The sequence below is a fragment of the Curtobacterium sp. NPDC087080 genome (assembly GCF_044745105.1).
In the GTDB taxonomy this organism is placed as follows: Bacteria; Actinomycetota; Actinomycetes; order Actinomycetales; family Microbacteriaceae; genus Curtobacterium.
The window spans coordinates 293,419-310,209 of record NZ_JBIUZP010000002.1 but is presented as its reverse complement, the minus strand read 5'-3'; the positions used below and the strand labels follow the sequence as shown (position 1 = coordinate 310,209).

The window sequence follows — 16,791 nt, the reverse complement described above, 5'->3', positions numbered from 1 at the left end:
CACCGACGCGTTCGAGTTGTCATCCGCCTTGAACGTCGCCGTCGCCGACGCACCAGCATTCACATTCGCGTTCGACGCCGAACCCGCATCCGCCGAAGCATCGTTGGACGAGTCAGCGATGGCGGCAACACGCGACGCCGCACCGGCAGTGCCGTTCGCAGCCGACGAACCACGAGCATTGGTGTTCGACGAGTTGTCCGCCTTCGCGGCCTTCTCGGCAGCACCGAGCGCCGCAACGTTCGCACTCGAGCTCGCGTCGGCAGACGTATCAGCGGCAGCCGTCGTGATCTGGTTACCAGCCGATTTCGCCACCGCGATCGCGTCCGAGTTCTTCGCGGCGTCCGCAATGGAGGTCCGGTCGCCGTTCGCGGCGCCGATCGCGGCACCGACTGCGGCGGCGTTGCCCTTCGCATCAGCCTTGTACGAAGCCGTCGCCGAGGCCGACGCGTTGACGTTCCCATCGACGTCCGCCGCGGCGTCCTTCGACGCGTCGTTTGACGAGTCGGCGATGGCAGCTACTCGGGACGCAGCGCCAGCGCGCCCGTTGCCGACAGCGGAACCCTTCCCGTTCGTGTTCGACGAGTTGTCCGCCTTCGCGGCCTTCTCGGCAGCACCGAGCGCCGAGACGTTCGCGCTCGACTTCGCGTCGGCAGACGTATCAGCAGCAGCCGTCGTCAGCTGATTACCCGCAGACTTCGCCACGGCGATCGCATCGGAGTTCTTCGCAGCATCCGCGACGGAAGACCGGTCCCCGTTCGCCGCGGCGACCGCTGCACCGACCGCAGCAGCGTTCCCCTTCGCATCGGCCTTGTAGGAGGCGGTCGCCGAGGCAGCCGCATTTGCATTGCTCAGCTCAACGACAGGCGATGGCCCTGGTGCAGACAGGTCCTTCGCAAGCCCGAGGGTAGTTTGAAACTTGTCATTGGTCGGATCGCATTGCAATGAAACAGGGTAAAAGGATTTATTGTTCCACAGAACCGCATCCGGGCTGATGAGACCACCCCAACCCCCCCATCGCCAGGACTGACCGCTCGCCCCGCAGGTCTTCCAATGCGTATAAAGGTAAGACATGCTCACGGTGAAGGTGGCGGTGAACGTTAGACATTGTCCCGAACTGTTCTTCACCGGACCGGTTTCGTTCGGTCCAGGAAAGGTGTATGAGTGCGTAGCAGTCTTGGAGAGCCGAACCGCTTCCGCATAATTGCTTGCGATCGAGCCGTACCACGGCGCAGGGTGCGCGTTGGTACCCGTTATCGATGGAATCAGCGAATTGGTGCCGTACACCAGGTAACGATCCCCAACCTTGGTGATCAATCCAGCCCCGGACACGCTCTTGGTACCGATCGACTTCGCGCCCGCAGGAACCGAAGCATACACAGCATCGACGCCGAAAGCAGCACCCGACAGGACCACCATGCCCGCGGCTGATGCAGCAATAGCCTTTCGGGTACCAGAACGCGCTCTTTTACTCTGGGAACTCATTGTCGTTTCTTCCATATCGGTGACGCTCGGTTGACTGCAAACAGTCGTGAACGCCGATTCGAATTTCCGCGTGGGTGGGCCACCCACGCGAGAGCCCTTCCGGATCGCAACCCGGACGAGCGGACGTCACGGGCAGTGACGTACCTGGGTGCCGGTCAGAGCCCGGCCAGTGCGGCTCTCGCCGCGTTCATCCCGGACATGCCGTGGATGCCAGGTCCGGGCGGGGTCGCCGCGGAACACAGGTAGGTGTGGGGCGCGCCAGTTCGGTACGGACGGCGCCCCGCCGTCGGTCGAGCGATCAACTGCCGGAAGCTCGTGGCCCCGGTGTTGATGTCGCCGCCGACGTAGTTGGCATTCACCGCAGCGAGACCGATGGCGGCCGTCGTGTGCGTTGCAACGATGCGATCGCGGAAGCCCGGTGCGAACCGTTCAACCTGCCGAACGATCCGCTCCGTGGCATTGACGGTCGAGCCGTGCGGCACGTGGGCGTACGCCCACACCGGGTTGACGCCGTTCCGAGACCGTCCCGGATCGGCGACGTACTGTTGTCCGACCAGCACGAAGGGCTGGCGAGCCGACGCGCCGGAGGTGATGCGCGCCTCCGCGGCCGACACCTCTGCGGCACGACCGCCGACGTGCACGACCCCGGCGTCCCGGACGCCCTCGGCGGTCCAGGGGATGTCCCCGTCGACCGCGAAGTCGACCTTGAAGGCGGCCGGCCCGTGCACGTACGCGCCGTAGGCGCGCCGGAAGCGCCGCGGCATGGCGTCGCCGAGCATCGCGGCGGCGGCTGCGGGCGTGGCGTCGAGCAGCACGATGTCGGCGTCGTCGAGCTCACGGACGGACAGCACCTCGCGGCGGGTCTCGACCCGGCCGCCGAGGTCGACGAGGTGTCGGACCAGGGCGTCGGCGAGCACCTGTGCGCCGCCTTCGACGACCGGCCACCCCACGGCGTGTGCCGCGGCGGTGAGCATGACCCCGACGGCTGCCGAGAACGGCTCGTCGAGCGCGCCGAACGCGTGCGCGGCGATGCCGGTGAAGAGCCCCTGCGCCTGTTCGGTGCGGAAGGTCGCCGACACCCGAGCGGCGGACTGCGCGGCGATCAAGCCGAACCGTGCCATCAGCAACGGGTGCCGGGGCAGGTGCATCATCGGCTGCATCGCGTCGTCGAGCAGCTCCGGGAACGACTCGGCGAAGCGCTCGAACAACGCGCGCCAGGTGCCACCGTCCGTGCCGAGGCCTGCGGCGGTCGTACTGAGGTCCTGGTGGAGCAGACCGGCGGTGCCGTCGTCGAGCGGGTGCGCGAGGGCGACGGGGGCGTGACGGAACCTGACGCCGAGTGCTTCGAGGTCCAGACTCCGGAAGAACGGCGAGGCGACGGCCATCGGCATGAACGCGGCACCGAGGTCGTGGACCAGACCGGGCTCGGTCAGCTCGGCCGACCCGAGGCCACCACCCAGACGGGCGGTGGCCTCGACGACGGTCACGTCGACGCCGTTGCGGGCGAGTTCGATCGCTCCGGCGAGGCCGTTGGGTCCACTTCCGACGACGTAGGCCTTCACCGGGCTCCCACGAGCTGGTCGTCGGAGGTGGGCTCCTCGCTCGGGGAGCGCTCCGCACCGTTGTCGAGCGGTGAAGCGGGAGCGGGGCTGGCTGCCGTGAGCGGTGTCGTCGGCCGAGTCCGCGCAGACGTGTCGCTCGCACCGCCGGCTGCACGCCAACGGTTCCGGAGCTCGCGACCCATCGCGAGCCAGGTGCGGTCACGGATGAGGACGGAGTCGACGGCGATCATCGCGAGGGAGAAGAACGGCAAGCCCATCAGCACGCCGATCCCGATGTGGAACGAGAGGACGCCGAGCAGTGCGACGATGCGCGTGATGCGGGTTGCCAACATGGGCAGGAACATCATCTGGATGATGATCGTGCCCCACGAGATCGCGGCGACCGCGGGCCCCCAGTAGGTCACCGCGTCCGCGAGCTCGGGCCACACCGAGAAGCGGTCGACGTGGAGCGGGTTGTACACCGCGTACCCCTCCGACCAGGTCTGTCCCTGCGCCTTGTAGAGCGCGCCGGACATGTAGATGAGGGCGACGTGGAGCACCATCACGACGAGCGCGAGGTTGTGCAGCATGGTGTCGTACGGGTGCAGGTGTGCGCGCCAACGAGACCAGCGCCGGACCGCCGTACGGTCCTTCGACCGACGACGGGCGTCGAGCGAGAGCCGAGCTGCCGGGTCTGCGAAGAGCATGTAGATCAGCACCATGCGGACGAGGTTGTCGCTCTGGTCGCTGAGCACGTCGTTCATCTCGATCCAGGAGACGTACCCGATCAGGAACAGCGGCATCACCAAACGCGTGCGCCACCCGAGCATGAAGAGAGCGCTGATGACGATCAGCCCGGCCATGCTGACGGTGAGCAGGATGTCCTGCTGCCCGATGTCGTGGAAGAAGCTCGTCGGCCAGAACTTCGCGAAGTCGCTGCCGGGGTAGAGCGCTTCACCGGTCCATGCGGAACCGGCTCCGTACGCGTAGTACCGCGTCGACCAGTTGGTGACGACGATCGTGATGCCGAGCAGACCGAGGAGGATGCGTGTGACGGCCAGGCCGTACAGCGCCTTCTTGCGCCCGGTCAGCCACTGCTCGACGAAGGTCGCACCTCGTCGCAGGAGGTCCAGCAGGAGGTCGCGGACGTCGGTGGCCACGCGGACGCCGACACAGGCCGTCCGTCGGACGGCGTCGATGAGCGTGTTCATGTCAGTCCTGCTCCTTCTCGTCGTCCGTCTGCGGCGCAGGGGACGGCGTGGCGTCCCGGCGGGAATCCTTCGGTTCGGTCGCCGAGTCATCGGTGGCGAACCCGTCGCCCTGCAGTTGCGGCTCGGCGAGGGGGCGGAAGACCTTCGCGAAGGCCTCCTGCGACTGGCCCGGCAGCGTGAAGAGTCCACGCCACCCGGTCGGGGCCTCCTGCTTGGGCGGGAGCTGCGCACCGGGCTCGTGTCGCTTGGCGAAGGGGATGATGTTCTGGCGGTAGATGTCCACCTGCACGAACACGACGTCGTCACCCCAGACCGCACGGGCGGCCTGCGTTGCGTAGGCGAGGGTGAAGGCGTTCGCCGAGATGAACTTCGAGGCAGCAGCCTCGGCCGTCTCGTTGCCACCGGCCGCCTTGCGGAGCGCGGTCTCGAGGTCACCCTTCCAGGAGTCACCCTCGAACCACCCAGCGGAGACGATCGCCTTCTGACCGTCGTTCAGGTCGTCCCAGGCGCCCTTGTAGTCCGTCGCCTGCTCGGACGCGAGCGCCGCGGCTCGGGGCTGCAGGACCTTGTGGTGCTGCAGCTCGTACTCCGCGTCGGTCGCGTCGATCCACTGCGTCATCCGAGCTGGCCCGGAGCCGTCCTGCACGATCGCGCGGACCTTGAAGTGGTAGTTGCCGTTGATGGGGTCCGGCGCGAAGACCGACCAGCTCTGGCCGAACCACGGGATCTGCCACGAGTAGAGCAGGTGGCCGGGGACGAGCTCGCGGAGGGCGGAGGCCGGGGCGATCCAGAGGAACTGCGCGAACACGTGGAACGCGGTGACGAGTGTGACGAGGACGAGGACGACGCGGATCACGGGGCGTCGTTTCGCGAGGGGTGTCGTTGCTGCGGACATACTGCTCTCTGTGTCGGGTTGTGGACAAGATGTGAAATACACAATACGTCACAGCCCGGCGATGGCGCAATACGATATTTCGCGCAGACGACGAACGCCCCACCGGCCGGTGACCGGTGGGGCGTTCTGTTGGTGAGTCGGGGTGGGTCGGCGGCTCAGTCCGCGTGCGCTGCGACGACGTCGAGCACCGCGCGCCCGTAGCGCTCGAGCTTCGCGCCACCGATCCCCGAGATCTCGCTCAGGGCGTCCTCGTCGGTGGGCTTCACCGCGGCGATCCCGCGCAGCGTCGCGTCGTTGAACACCACGTAGGCGGGCACCCCTTGCTCGCGGGCCTGGGCCGCCCGCCACGCACGCAGCGCCTCGAACAGGCCGAGCGCCTCCTGCGGCACGTCGGTCACCGCCTGCCGTCGGGCTCGCGACGTGCGCGGGGCCTTCACCGGGTCGCGGCGCATCAGCACGCGCGTCCTGCCGCTCAGGACCTCGGCGCTCGTCGGGCTGAGGACGACCGTGCCGAACCCGTCGCCCGACACCGCTGCGTAGCCCTGTGCCAGCAGCTGCCGAGCGACCGCACGCCACTCCCCCTCGCCCAGGTCGTTGCCGATGCCGAAGGTCGCGAGCGAGTCGTGCCGGAGCTCCTGCACGCGCGGCGACTGCTTGCCGACGAGGATGTCCACGAGGTGCGCGACGCCGTACCGCTGCCCGCGCTCGCGCTCCAGGCGGACCACGGTCGACAGGAACTTCTGCGCGGGCACCGTGCCGTCCCACGGCTCCGGCGGCGCGATGCACGTGTCGCAGTTGCCGCAGGCCGTGGACTCCTGCCCGAAGTAGGCGAGCAACCGGACCCGGCGGCACTCGATCGTCTCGCAGAGCGCGAGCATGGCGTCGAGGTGCGCGCTGAGCTGCCGGCGGTGTGCCGCGTCGCCCTCGGACTGGTCGATCATCCGGCGCTGCTGCACGACGTCGTTCAGCCCGTAGGCGAGCCACGCCGTCGAGGGCAGTCCGTCGCGCCCGGCACGCCCGGTCTCCTGGTAGTAGCCCTCGACCGACTTCGGCAGGTCGAGGTGCGCCACGAACCGCACGTCGGGCTTGTCGATGCCCATGCCGAACGCGATCGTGGCGACCATGACGATGCCGTCCTCGCGCAGGAACGTCGACTGGTTGCGCTCGCGGACCTTCGCGTCGAGGCCGGCGTGGTACGGCAGCGCCGGGATCCCCTGGTCGGCGAGCGCGGCTGCGGTGCGCTCGACCGAGTTCCGGGACAGGCAGTAGACGATGCCCGCGTCGCCGCTGTGCTCGGTCTTGATGAAGGTGAGGAGCTGCTGCATCGCGCCGGTCTTCGGCTCGATGCGGTACTGGATGTTCGGGCGGTCGAAGTCGGCCACGAAGTGCGCGGCGTCGTCGAGGCCGAGCCGACCCGAGATCTCGCGGTGGGTCTGCGGCGTCGCGGTGGCCGTGAGGGCGATGCGCGGCACGGTCGGCCAGCGCTCGTGGAGCACGCTCAGCTCGAGGTAGTCCGGCCGGAAGTCGTGCCCCCACTGGGCGACGCAGTGTGCCTCGTCGATGGCGAACAGGGCGATGCGCGCGCGGTCGAGCAGCGACCGGGTGCTCTCGAGCCGGAGCCGCTCCGGGGCGAGGTAGAGCATGTCGACCTCGCCGGAGACGACCGCCCGCTCGACCCGGGCGCGCTCGTCGGGACCCTGCGTGGAGTTGAGGAACGCCGCCTTGACACCGTTCGCGGCGAGGGCGTCGACCTGGTCCTGCATGAGGGCTATCAGCGGTGAGACGACCACCCCGACGCCGTCGCGGACGAGCGCGGGCACCTGGTAGCAGAGCGACTTGCCGCCACCGGTCGGCATGAGCACGAGCGCGTCGCCGCCGGAGACGACCTGGTCGATGATCGCGGCCTGCTCGCCACGGAACGCGTCGTACCCCCACACACGGTGCAGGACGTCGAGCGCGGCAGCCCGCGACGGTGAGGTCGTGGTCGTCGTGCTCATGCCCCCAGCCTACGAGCGCGGGGCGACACGCACCGTCTCGTCCACAGGCGCAGCGGCGGACGGATCAGCCACCGGTGCGTCCCGGTCCGTCTCCGGACCGCGGGCCGGTGCGACTGCCCAGCCCGTGCCTCCCGGCCGGGTCCACTGGCTTCCGCCCGCCCAGACCGGGGCCGGACCGCGGAAGCGGGGCGCCTCGTGTCCCGGGAAGCGACGGTCGAGCCCCCGCCACCACGCGAGGAGCTCGATCATGCCCCAGAAGGCGAGCGAGGTCGCGAGCGTGACCAGGAAGCCGCCCGCGGTGCCGTCCGAGGCGTCGAGGTCGATCTTCGACCAGCCGGGAGCCTGCAGGACGAAGATCATGATGTTGTTGAAGGCGTGCTGCAGGACGGTGGCCTCCATGCCGCCGGTCCGCAGCACGATGATCGCCGCGATCAGCCCGAACGAGCCGACGTCGAGGATGCCCCACACGTTGTAGCCGTTCGGGATGTGCCCGGCGGCGAACACCACGGTCGAGACCGCGACGGCGATGACGACACCGACGATCCGGACCGGGATCCACGACGCGATGGTCTGGATCAGGAAGCCGCGGAAGACGTACTCCTCGGCGGCGCCCTGGAAGGGCACGAGGACCAGGACCATCACGATCGTGAAGGTCAGCGTGGCGGGCGAGACGGTCGACTGCCCGATGGCGTCGTGGTCCCAGCCGAAGCCGCCGTCGAACGAGAACATCCCCCACGTCTGCAGCAGGAACATCGGGATCGCGATGACGATCGTCGGGAGCAGGCACCACAGCGTCCAGCGCCAGCGCACCCGGAAGCGTGTCGACGACAGGATGCCCGCCGGGCCGATCCGGGCGATCTTCACCGCGAGCAGGACGCCGGGCAGCAGCACCACGAGCGACAGCAGGGTGAGCGACAGGATGAGCGGGTCGGTGGGGTCGAGGGCGCCGCTCGTCAGGTCGTCCTGGAAGCCGAGCAACCCGTCCTCGCCCTGCGTCACCCCGATCGGGACGAAGTAGGCCACCGCCAGGACGATCTGCGTGGCGATGTAGTACCCGACCAGGAACGCGAGCGCGACCAGCGGGCGCCACCAGCGCCAACGAGCATCGACACGGGGCAGGCGGTGGTACGGAACGCTCACCCGCGCAGGCTACCGGCACGGGCAGGATGGGAGCCGTGCTCTCCGTCCTGCTCGGCCTGACCGGTGCGGTCGTCTACGGGGCTGCCGACTTCCTCGGCGGACTCGCGGCACGGCGGGTGCGCGCGGTGACCGTCGCGGCCGTCGCCGCGGCGGTGGGCCTGGTCCCGCTGATGCTCGGGGCGGCGGTCGTCGGAGCGACCTTCTCCGGTCCCGCGGTCGCGGCCGGGATCGGAGCAGGGGTCTCGGGGTCGGTGGCGGTGCTGCTGCTCTACCGGGCACTGGCCGTCGGCCCGATGAGCGTGCTGTCCCCGCTGACGGCGGTGTTCGCCGCGGTCACCCCGGTCGCGGTCGCGCTGCTGGGCGGGACGGTGCTGTCGCTCGTGGCGTCGGTCGCGCTCGTGGTCGCGGTGGTCGCGGTCGTGCTGGTCGCGGCGGTGCGGGACGGCTCGGGTGCTCGGGTGACGGCCGCCGGGGTGGTGACGGCTGCGGTGGCGGGGTGCGGGTTCGGCGGGATCGTGCTCGCGTACGACGCGGCACCTCCGGACGCGGGCGTCGCGACGCTCCTGGTCGGGCGGGTGGTGCAGACGGTGCTGCTCGGTGCGGTGGCGGTCGTGGTGGCGGTGCGGTCGGTGCCGGTCGGGCCGGTCGGGCCGGTTCGGTCGGATCGGCCGGGAGGCGCGGATCACGTCGCGCCGTCGGCGTCGGCCGCGCGGTCTGCCGCGGTCGGCCCGCGCGGTCCCCGTCGGTCGGACACGTCGCGTCGGTCACGCTGGCCTGGTTCGTCGCTGCCGTGGCGCCCGCGGAGGTCGTCGGGTCCGTCGCGCTGGTCGAACCGGCCGCGGTGGTCGAGGCGGACGATGGTCGCCGTCGTGGCCTGCGGCGTGCTCGACGCGCTGGCGAACGCCTGCATCCAGGCTGCGCTGCACGTCGGGTCGGGCGACGCCGTGCTCCCCGTGGTGAGCGTGCTCAACGCCCTCTACCCGATCGGCACGGTGGTGCTCGCCGGCGTCGTGCTGCGTGAGCGGCTGCGCGCGGTGCAGTGGACCGGGATCGTGCTCGCCTTCGCGGCCTCGGTCGGCCTGGCGCTGGCGTAGCGGTTTCCGGGCGTCGGCGGCGGCGCCGACGCCGGCGACAGGTGTCAGTCGTCGGCGACAGGTGTCAGTCGTCGGCGATGAGGCGCTTGCCGAGGGACACCGCGCGGTCCGGGGCGTACCCGAGCGAGGCGTAGAACCCGAGCACCTGCTCGTTCCCCTCGCGCACCTGCACGTTGACCTTCGGGCACCCGCGGGCGGTCAGGAGCCGCTCGAACTCGGCCATGAAGGCGCGACCGAGCCCGGACCCCTGCAGGTCGGGACGGACCGCCAGGTAGTTCACCCAGCCGCGGTGCCCGTCGTAGCCCGCCATGCCGACGCCGACGACCGTCCGCTCGTCGTCACGCTCGCCCTGCCCGGCCTGCTCGGCCTGCTCGGCCTGCTTGGCGACCAGGAAGAGCTCGGGCTGCTCGGCCACCTTCCGCGCGATGTCACGCCGCGGGTCGTTCCACGGTCGCAGCAGCCCGCAGGCGTCCCACAGTGCGATGACCGCCTCGGTGTCGTCGGAACGGAAGGGACGGAACACCGGAGTCATCCGGCCACGCTAGCCGTCCCCGTGGGCATCCACAGGTGCGAGGACTCGTCACCTGCTCGTCGGCGTGGTCTGATATACCTGTCCGACCACCCCATCCGGATCAGGAGCACCGTGACCGCACACGACACCGCCCCGACGCGCCGCTCGGCGCGCGAGGACGAGGCCACGCGGCAGCCACGGCGCCCCCGGCGTCGACAGACCGTCGGCGGGGCACTCGTCGCACTGCTGGCCGAGCTCCTGATCATCGCCGGCGCCGGCACCGGTCTCTACGTGGCGTGGACCGCCTGGTGGACGGACGTCGTCGCCGTGAACGAGCAGACGAAGCTCGTCGACGACCTCGGCCAGCGCGCGGCGCCGAAGGTCGAGGGCTCCGAGCACCGCGGCGAGGCCCCTGTGCTCGCCGAACCGCCGGAGGTCACGAGCGTCTTCGGCACGATGCAGATCCCGCGCTTCGGCGCCGACTACCTGCGTCCGATCGGCGAGGGCACCGACCGCGAGCGCGTGCTCAACACGATCGGACTCGGGCACTACCAGGACACCGCGATGCCGGGCGCCGAGGGCAACTTCGCCGTCGCCGGGCACCGCGTGACCTACGGCAAGCCGCTGAACCAGATCGCGGACCTGAAGACCGACGACGCGATCGTCGTCCGGGTGACCGACGCGGCGAAGGACTTCGACGTCTGGTACGTCTACAAGGTCACCGACTCGCAGATCGTCACGCCGGACAAGATCGAGACGATCGCGCCGGTGCCGAACCAGCCGGGCGTCACGCCCTCGGCGGAGGACCGCTGGCTCACGCTCACCGCGTGCCACCCGATGTGGTCCGCCAAGGAGCGCTACGTGACCCACGCCAAGCTCGACTACTGGATGCCCGTCTCGGAGGGCACCCCCAAGGAACTCTCGGAGACGCCGCAGTGATCTTCCCGTTCGTCTGGCGGGTCCTGCCCGGACCGGCCGCCCTGAAGGTCCTCGAGCTGCTCGTGTTGCTCGCCGTGATCGTGTACGCGCTGTTCACGTGGGTCTTCCCGTGGATCGCGGCCGACATCCTGCCGCCGCCCGACGGCACGGTGGACGCGACGCCGTCCCCCTGACCGCAGTCCTCCACCGACCGTTCGCGGTTCGCGGTTCGTCAGACGGTGGTGGTGACCCGCGAGCCGCCCCCCGCGGTGCGCCGCACGGCGATGCGCTCGGGGATCCGCTGCTTGAGCTCCTCGACGTGACTGACGATCCCGACCTGACGCCCACCGGCGGTCAGCCGCGCCAGCTGGCCGATGACGTCGTCGAGGGTCTCGGGGTCGAGGGTGCCGAAGCCCTCGTCGACGAACAACGTGCCGAGCGAGACGCCGCCGGCCTCGGCCTGCACGACGTCGGCGAGCCCGAGCGCCAGGCAGAGCGACACCGTGAAGGTCTCGCCGCCGGACAGGCTTCCCGGTGCACGCCGTGTGTCGGTGGTGTGGTCGTGGACCGCGAGCGCGAGACCGGTCCGTCGCGCCCGTGAGCCGGCTTCGCGCTCGTCGGACGTCTCGAGGGTGAACCGACCGCCGAGCATCCCGCGCAGGCGGTCGTTCGCGGCTGCGACGACGTCCTCGAAGCGCCGCATGAGCACGTACGTGCCGAGGGTGATGCCGCTCGGGTTCGCCGCGGTCACGCCGTTGGCGACGTCGGCCAGGCGGACGATCGCGCGGCTCCGCGCGGACGTGTCGTCGCGGGCCCGGACGGCGCGTGCGACCTCGGCGGCACAGCCGGCCGCGGCCTCGGCACGGTCCGATGCCGAGACCGCCGCGCGGACGGCCTCGTCGGCGAGTCCGGCCGCTGCGACGTGCGCGGCACGTGCGGCGTCCAGGTCGAGCGGGGCGTCCGGCCCGGGGTCGAGGTCGTCCGCGGCCGCGACCACGGCGGGTTCCGCGAGGCCCGCGTCGACGACGGCTCGCTCGCGTTCCGCCGCGGCGACCTCTGCCTGCAGTGCGGTCGCCCGCTCCGGCGGGAGCAGCGCCGCCCGGGCCCCGTCGACCGCGTCGAAGCCCTGCTCGGCCAGCGCGTGGGCGACCTCTCCGGTCCGCTCGACGACGGTCTGCGCAGCCGTGGCCGCCTGCGCCTCGGCAGCGGTGACCTCGACGGCTCGAGCGGCGAGGTCGTCGAGCTGTCGGACCGTCTGCGCGAGGGAGCGGTCGTCCGGCGCGCGCTCGTCGTGGACGGCTGCGGTCCATGGACTGGCAGCGAGGGTCGCCGCACGCCGCCGAGCGTCCGCCACGGCTGCGGTGTCATGGTCGAGCCGCTCCCCCTCGGCCGCGCTCGTCGCGACGAGGACGGCGTGCTCGGCCTGCACCGTGTGGTGCTCGCGTTCGAGCGCTCGGGTCTCGTCGTCGTGGGCCAGCCGGCGCTGTTCGACCTCGGCGACGCGGACGGCGGCCGCGCGTGCGGCGTCGACGCGGGCAGCGGCGGCCGCGGTCTGGGTCGCCAGGGCGTCGGCGTCCGTGTCCCCGACCGCCGCGTGCAGTCGTTCGAGCTCTGCCCGTTCGACCGCGAGGACGGCCGCAGCCTGGGCGAGGGCACCGTCGGCTGAGCGCGTCGCGTCGGCGGCGGCGTCCACCGCTGCTGCGTCGGGGTGGTCGTCCTGCGGCACGGCGACGTCCGGGTGCTCGTGCGCGCCGCAGACGGGGCAGGGGTCGCCCGGGAGGAGCGCCGCACCGAGCTCGCCGGCCAGACCGGCGATGCGCCGGGCGCGGAGGGCCTGCTCGGCCCGCAGGAGCTCCTCGGCGCGGACCCGGCGGTCGGCGACCGTCTGTTCCGCCCGGCGCACTGCGGCGACCGCGCCGTCTCGGGCGTCGAGGTCGGCGCGCACCCGCCGGAGGCGCTCGACCTCGGCGCGGGCAGCCTCGGCATCACCCGCGGCGGTGGCTGCGGTCCGGGCTTCCTCGACGAGGGCCGCCCTTCCTGCGGGTCGCGCCTCGAGCGCCCGGTCGAGCTCCGCCACCCTGTCGAGGAGCAACGCGGCCCGGCCGGCGGCGTCCGTGCGGGCCCGGCGTCGGTCGCCGAGGGTCGCCTCGACCGCGACGAGGTGCCGGACCGCCGCGGCACAGGCCGTCAGGTCGGCGTGCCGGGCGGCGACGTCGACGTCCGTCGGTACGCCGAGGCGCGTGCGGAGGTCGAGCGCCCGGCGGTGGTGCTCGTCAGCACGGACGCGGGCGGCGTCGAGACCGTCTGCCGGGCTCGTGACCCGGGCCGCCCGGTCGGCGAGTGCGAGCCGGTCACGGGCGGCCTCGACCCGGGCTGCAGCGTCGTCGAGGGCACGGCGACGTTCGAGGAGCGCCGCACGTCGCGTCCGCGCCTCGAGCCGTGCGGCCACGTCCTGCTCGTGCTTCCGGGCACGCTCTGCCGCGGCCACCGCCTCGGTCCGTCGTGCTGCGGTCTCCTCGGCGCGGCCGCGGAGCGCGTCGAGGGTCGCCGGTACCGAGGCCTCGTCCGCCTCGGTGTCGCCGGCCGCCTGCGCGAACCGGTTGAGTGCGTCCCGGACCCGGTCGTCGGCGGACTCGACCTCGGCCTGGACCTCACGGCGGCGGGCGGCGAGCTCGTCCGCGGTCCGGTCGTAGACCTGGGTCCCGAAGAGGGACTGCAGGAGCTTCCGGCGGTCCTCACCCGGGGCACGGAGGAAGCGGGCGAACTCGCCCTGCGGCAGCACGACCGTCTGCAGGAACTGCACACGGTCGAGTCCGACGACGCGTGCGACCTCGAGCCCGATCTCGGGGATGCGTGAGGACACCGGCTCGCCCACGGCGTCGCTGGGGTTCGCGAGGCGGAAGAGCTGTGCGGACGCCTGCTGCCGCACCGTCCCGGCGCCGCGCTGCTTCGGGCGGTCGTACTGCGGCGTCCGTCGGACCCGGTACACACCGGCACCGGTCTCGAAGACGAGCTCCACGAAGGGCTCGACCCCCGGGTCCGCGTGCTGGCTGTGCAGGCGATCGTGCGTCGAGCCCTCGCCCGCGAGTCCGCCGTACAGCGCGAAGACCACGGCGTCGATGATCGTCGACTTGCCGGAGCCCGTCGGCCCCTCGAGCAGGAACACCCCGGAGGCGGCGAGCGCCGCGAAGTCGATCGAGACGAGCTCGGGGTAGGGCCCGATCGCCCGGAGTTCGAGTCGGTGCAGGTACATCAGCGCCCCCGGTCGTCGTGCAGCGCGAGGACGGCGGCCTCGTACGCCTCGGTCAGGACCGCGCGGTCGCCCTCGGACGGCGCGGCGCCCGTGGCGAACGCGACGAAGTCGGCGGCGACCTCGACGGGATCGGAGGTCGCGGTGACCGCCCGCGCGGCCTGGCGTTCCGGCCGGTCGGCGGGCTCGTGCGTGATCGCCAGCGCGTGCGGGAAGTGGTCCTTCACGCGGGCGTACATCCGCTCCGGGTGGACCGTGTCGGTCACCGCGACGCGGACCCAGGCGTCGGCGTCCGCGCGGTGCTCGCCCGATTCGATCGCGGCCATGGTGGTCCTGACGTCGACGAGCCGACGCGGGACGGGTGCGGGCACGAGCTGGACCGAGACCGCGCCGTCGGCCGCCAGCTCGACGACGGTGACGCTCTTGCACTGGTGCCGCTCGCCGAACGAGAACGCCAGCGGCGAACCCGCGTACCGGATGCGGTCGCTCGCGCCCACCCGCTGCGGTCCGTGCAGGTGTCCGAGCGCGACGTAGTCGATGCCGTCGAACACCGACGCGGCGACCTGGTCGACCCCACCGACGCGGATGTCCTGTTCGCTGTCGCTCGCTGCCGCCCCGCCCACGAAGGCGTGCGCCACGACGATGCTGCGGGCACCGGGGCGGGTCGCGAGGTCCGTGCGGATCCGTGCGGTCGCTGCCCCGACCACCGCCTGGTGGGACCGGGCGAGGGGTTCGTCCGGCACGTCGGCGAGGGCGTACCGCGTCAGGTCGGGGTGCAGGAACGGGATCCCGTACACGGCGACCGTGCCGTGGTCGTCGTCGATGAGCACGGGTGTGCCGATGCCCGCGGGCTCCGCCAGGATCCGGACACGGTCGTGCATGACCCCTGCACCGAAGCCCAGCCGGGCGGCGGAGTCGTGGTTGCCCGGCGTGAGCACGACCGTCGCCGTCTCTGCCAGGCGTTCGAGCGTGCGGGAGAGCAGCCGGACGGCGTCCACCGGCGGGATGGCGCGGTCGTAGACGTCGCCGGCGATCACGACCAGGTCGACCGCGTGCTCGCGGACGGTGTCGACGAGGAACTCCGCGAACACCGACTGGTGTCCGAGCAGGTCTGCACCGAGCAGCGTCCGGCCGAGGTGCCAGTCGCCGGTGTGGAGGATCCGCATGCGGTCACGGTAGCGGCGGCCGGGGACATCACCGACGAGCCCGTGCCGCCCTGTGGAGGACCGGCACCAGTAGCGTCCCTGTGCAGGGACGTCAGCGCACGCAGCTCGTGCTGGCGGCGAGACGGGCTGCGCGAGGGGCCACACGGGACATGGTCGTCCGCCGGAGGAGCGAGATCCTGGTCGGTGGAGTGGTCCGTCTCGCTGCGGTGCCCGCGTACCACGACGATCGAGTCACTTGCCGTCCGTGGTGACGACGGGGGGAGCAACGGCCCCTGGCTTGGGGGTATCTCAATCGTTGAGATACTTGTTGCATGGACCTCTGACCCGGGTCCGCCCGCGTCCCGCAGATCGCCGCCGCGATCACCACCCGAGAAGAGCCACCCCCGTGACGGACACCTCCCCCGCACTTCCTCCCCTGACCGTCACGATCGGCCTCCCCCCGGCCCCGGTCTCCCCCGATGTCGAGAGCGACCTCGCGGTCGGCGACCCGGCACCGGCGTACCGAGGCGGCACCGACGCGGACGACGCCGGGCTCGCACGGATGATCGCGGCCTTCCGGGTCCTGCAGGTCCGGCACGCACGGGTCCTCGCGCACGAGAGCGCCGCGCAGGGTCTCGGCATCACCGACACACGGTTCCTGGTGCACCTGGCGGCGGCGGAGGGGCAGGCGACGACACCGAAGCAGGCCGGCGACGTCCTCGAGCTGAGCACCGGTGCGACGACCTCGCTGCTCGACCGGCTCGAGCGCCACGGGCACCTCGAACGGCGCCCGAACCCGAGCGACCGGCGGAGCATCCTCGTCCACCTGACCCCGTCGGGAGCAGCCGTCGCACGCACGGTCGGCGCCGCGTACGCCTCGGCCTTCAGCGAGGCCGTCCCCGTCGCCGAGCGGGTCGACGTCGCCGCTGCCCTCGAGGACATCGGAGCAGCGCTCGACCGGCGGTACCGCGCGTCCACCGCACGCTGAGCGCGGACGGGCGCCCTGGAGCAGGGCGCGTACCCGCCGCGTAGCGTCGGCCGCATGACCCCTGCCGAACTCCTCACCGAAGCGTTCTCCCGCGTACCCGAGACCGTGGAGCGCGCGCTCGACGGCCTGTCCGCGGACCAGCTCGCCGCACGCCCGGCGGCCGGCGCGAACACCCTCGCGTGGCTCGCCTGGCACATCGCACGCGGGCAGGACGCGCAGGTCGCCGACCTCGCCGGTTCCGAGCAGGTCTGGACCGCGGACGGCTGGGTGGAGCGCTTCGGCCTGCCGTTCCCGGCCGACGCGCTCGGCTACGGGATGTCGCGCGACGACGTCGGTCGCGTGCGCGCCTCGGCGGAGCTGCTGAACGGCTACCTCCGCGCGGTCCACGAGCGCACCGTCGCGTACCTGGCGACGCTCGCGCCGGAGGACCTCGACGCCGTCGTCGACGAGGCGTGGGACCCGCCCGTGACCCGCGGCGCACGGCTCGTCAGCATCCTCGACGACTGCACGCAACACGCCGGCCAGGCCGGCTACGTGCGCGGGCTGCTCTTCTTCAGCCGCTGACGCATCGCCGACGCGTCCGCGGGACGCAACCTCGGCGACGGCTCGCAGCGTCGTA

Annotated in this window: 13 protein-coding genes and 1 pseudogene; 5 read left to right on the top strand and 9 right to left on the bottom strand. The window is 71.7% G+C overall.

Going from position 1 to position 16,791, the window contains the following annotated elements:
• The 6 genes and pseudogenes from ACIPEQ_RS05700 to ACIPEQ_RS05675 form a co-directional block, all read right to left on the bottom strand.
• Nucleotides 1-1,497, bottom strand: a pseudogene (locus ACIPEQ_RS05700) (hypothetical protein); the annotation flags it as partial.
• Between the two features lie 140 nt (nucleotides 1,498-1,637).
• Nucleotides 1,638-3,044 (bottom strand): phytoene desaturase family protein, encoded by a 1,407-nt coding sequence (locus ACIPEQ_RS05695; protein ID WP_402714428.1) that lies wholly within the window; start codon nucleotides 3,042-3,044, stop codon nucleotides 1,638-1,640.
• On the bottom strand, nucleotides 3,041-4,234 hold the full coding sequence (locus ACIPEQ_RS05690; RefSeq protein ID WP_402714427.1) for an HTTM domain-containing protein: 1,194 nt from the start codon (nucleotides 4,232-4,234) through the stop codon (nucleotides 3,041-3,043). The genes ACIPEQ_RS05695 and ACIPEQ_RS05690 overlap by 4 nt, the downstream gene beginning before the upstream one ends.
• A gap of 1 nt (nucleotide 4,235) precedes the next feature.
• Nucleotides 4,236-5,090 carry a DUF5819 family protein gene (locus ACIPEQ_RS05685; RefSeq protein WP_402714426.1) on the bottom strand — a complete coding sequence of 285 codons (855 nt, stop codon included), beginning with the start codon at nucleotides 5,088-5,090 and terminating at the stop codon, nucleotides 4,236-4,238.
• A 194-nt stretch (nucleotides 5,091-5,284) separates the two neighbouring features.
• Nucleotides 5,285-7,126 (bottom strand): DNA helicase RecQ, encoded by a 1,842-nt coding sequence (recQ, locus tag ACIPEQ_RS05680; RefSeq protein WP_402714425.1) that lies wholly within the window; start codon nucleotides 7,124-7,126, stop codon nucleotides 5,285-5,287.
• Between the two features lie 9 nt (nucleotides 7,127-7,135).
• Nucleotides 7,136-8,266 carry a lysostaphin resistance A-like protein gene (locus tag ACIPEQ_RS05675; protein ID WP_402714424.1) on the bottom strand — a complete coding sequence of 377 codons (1,131 nt, stop codon included), beginning with the start codon at nucleotides 8,264-8,266 and terminating at the stop codon, nucleotides 7,136-7,138.
• A 35-nt stretch (nucleotides 8,267-8,301) separates the two neighbouring features.
• Here ACIPEQ_RS05675 and ACIPEQ_RS05670 point away from each other — a divergent pair, with 35 nt between their 5' ends.
• Complete coding sequence (locus tag ACIPEQ_RS05670) at nucleotides 8,302-9,360, top strand: EamA family transporter (RefSeq protein ID WP_402714423.1); 1,059 nt, start codon at nucleotides 8,302-8,304, stop codon at nucleotides 9,358-9,360.
• Between the two features lie 64 nt (nucleotides 9,361-9,424).
• On the opposite strand, the gene ACIPEQ_RS05665 is transcribed toward ACIPEQ_RS05670, so the two are convergent.
• A complete protein-coding gene (locus ACIPEQ_RS05665) occupies nucleotides 9,425-9,892 on the bottom strand; it encodes a GNAT family acetyltransferase (protein WP_402714422.1) in 468 nt (155 codons plus the stop codon).
• Nucleotides 9,893-10,003: 111 nt separating this feature from the next.
• Here ACIPEQ_RS05665 and ACIPEQ_RS05660 point away from each other — a divergent pair, with 111 nt between their 5' ends.
• Both ACIPEQ_RS05660 and ACIPEQ_RS05655 read left to right on the top strand, forming a co-directional pair.
• On the top strand, nucleotides 10,004-10,810 hold the full coding sequence (locus tag ACIPEQ_RS05660) for a class E sortase (RefSeq protein ID WP_238638279.1): 807 nt from the start codon (nucleotides 10,004-10,006) through the stop codon (nucleotides 10,808-10,810).
• Nucleotides 10,807-10,983: a hypothetical protein gene (locus ACIPEQ_RS05655; protein ID WP_153257451.1), complete on the top strand. Its 177-nt coding sequence runs from the start codon at nucleotides 10,807-10,809 to the stop codon at nucleotides 10,981-10,983. Before ACIPEQ_RS05660 ends, ACIPEQ_RS05655 begins: the two co-directional genes overlap by 4 nt.
• A 38-nt stretch (nucleotides 10,984-11,021) precedes the next feature.
• On the opposite strand, the gene ACIPEQ_RS05650 is transcribed toward ACIPEQ_RS05655, so the two are convergent.
• Both ACIPEQ_RS05650 and ACIPEQ_RS05645 read right to left on the bottom strand, forming a co-directional pair.
• Complete coding sequence (locus tag ACIPEQ_RS05650) at nucleotides 11,022-14,042, bottom strand: AAA family ATPase (protein ID WP_402714421.1); 3,021 nt, start codon at nucleotides 14,040-14,042, stop codon at nucleotides 11,022-11,024.
• Nucleotides 14,042-15,205 carry an exonuclease SbcCD subunit D gene (locus ACIPEQ_RS05645; RefSeq protein WP_402714420.1) on the bottom strand — a complete coding sequence of 388 codons (1,164 nt, stop codon included), beginning with the start codon at nucleotides 15,203-15,205 and terminating at the stop codon, nucleotides 14,042-14,044. Before ACIPEQ_RS05645 ends, ACIPEQ_RS05650 begins: the two co-directional genes overlap by 1 nt.
• Nucleotides 15,206-15,590: 385 nt before the next feature.
• Here ACIPEQ_RS05645 and ACIPEQ_RS05640 point away from each other — a divergent pair, with 385 nt between their 5' ends.
• Together ACIPEQ_RS05640 and ACIPEQ_RS05635 are read left to right on the top strand one after the other, a co-directional pair.
• Entirely contained in the window at nucleotides 15,591-16,172 is a 582-nt protein-coding gene (locus ACIPEQ_RS05640) for a MarR family winged helix-turn-helix transcriptional regulator (RefSeq protein WP_402714419.1), read from the top strand.
• A 54-nt stretch (nucleotides 16,173-16,226) separates the two neighbouring features.
• Nucleotides 16,227-16,736, top strand: a complete 510-nt coding sequence (locus tag ACIPEQ_RS05635; RefSeq protein WP_209823015.1) for a DinB family protein — start codon at nucleotides 16,227-16,229, stop codon at nucleotides 16,734-16,736.
• Nucleotides 16,737-16,791 lie beyond the last annotated feature (55 nt).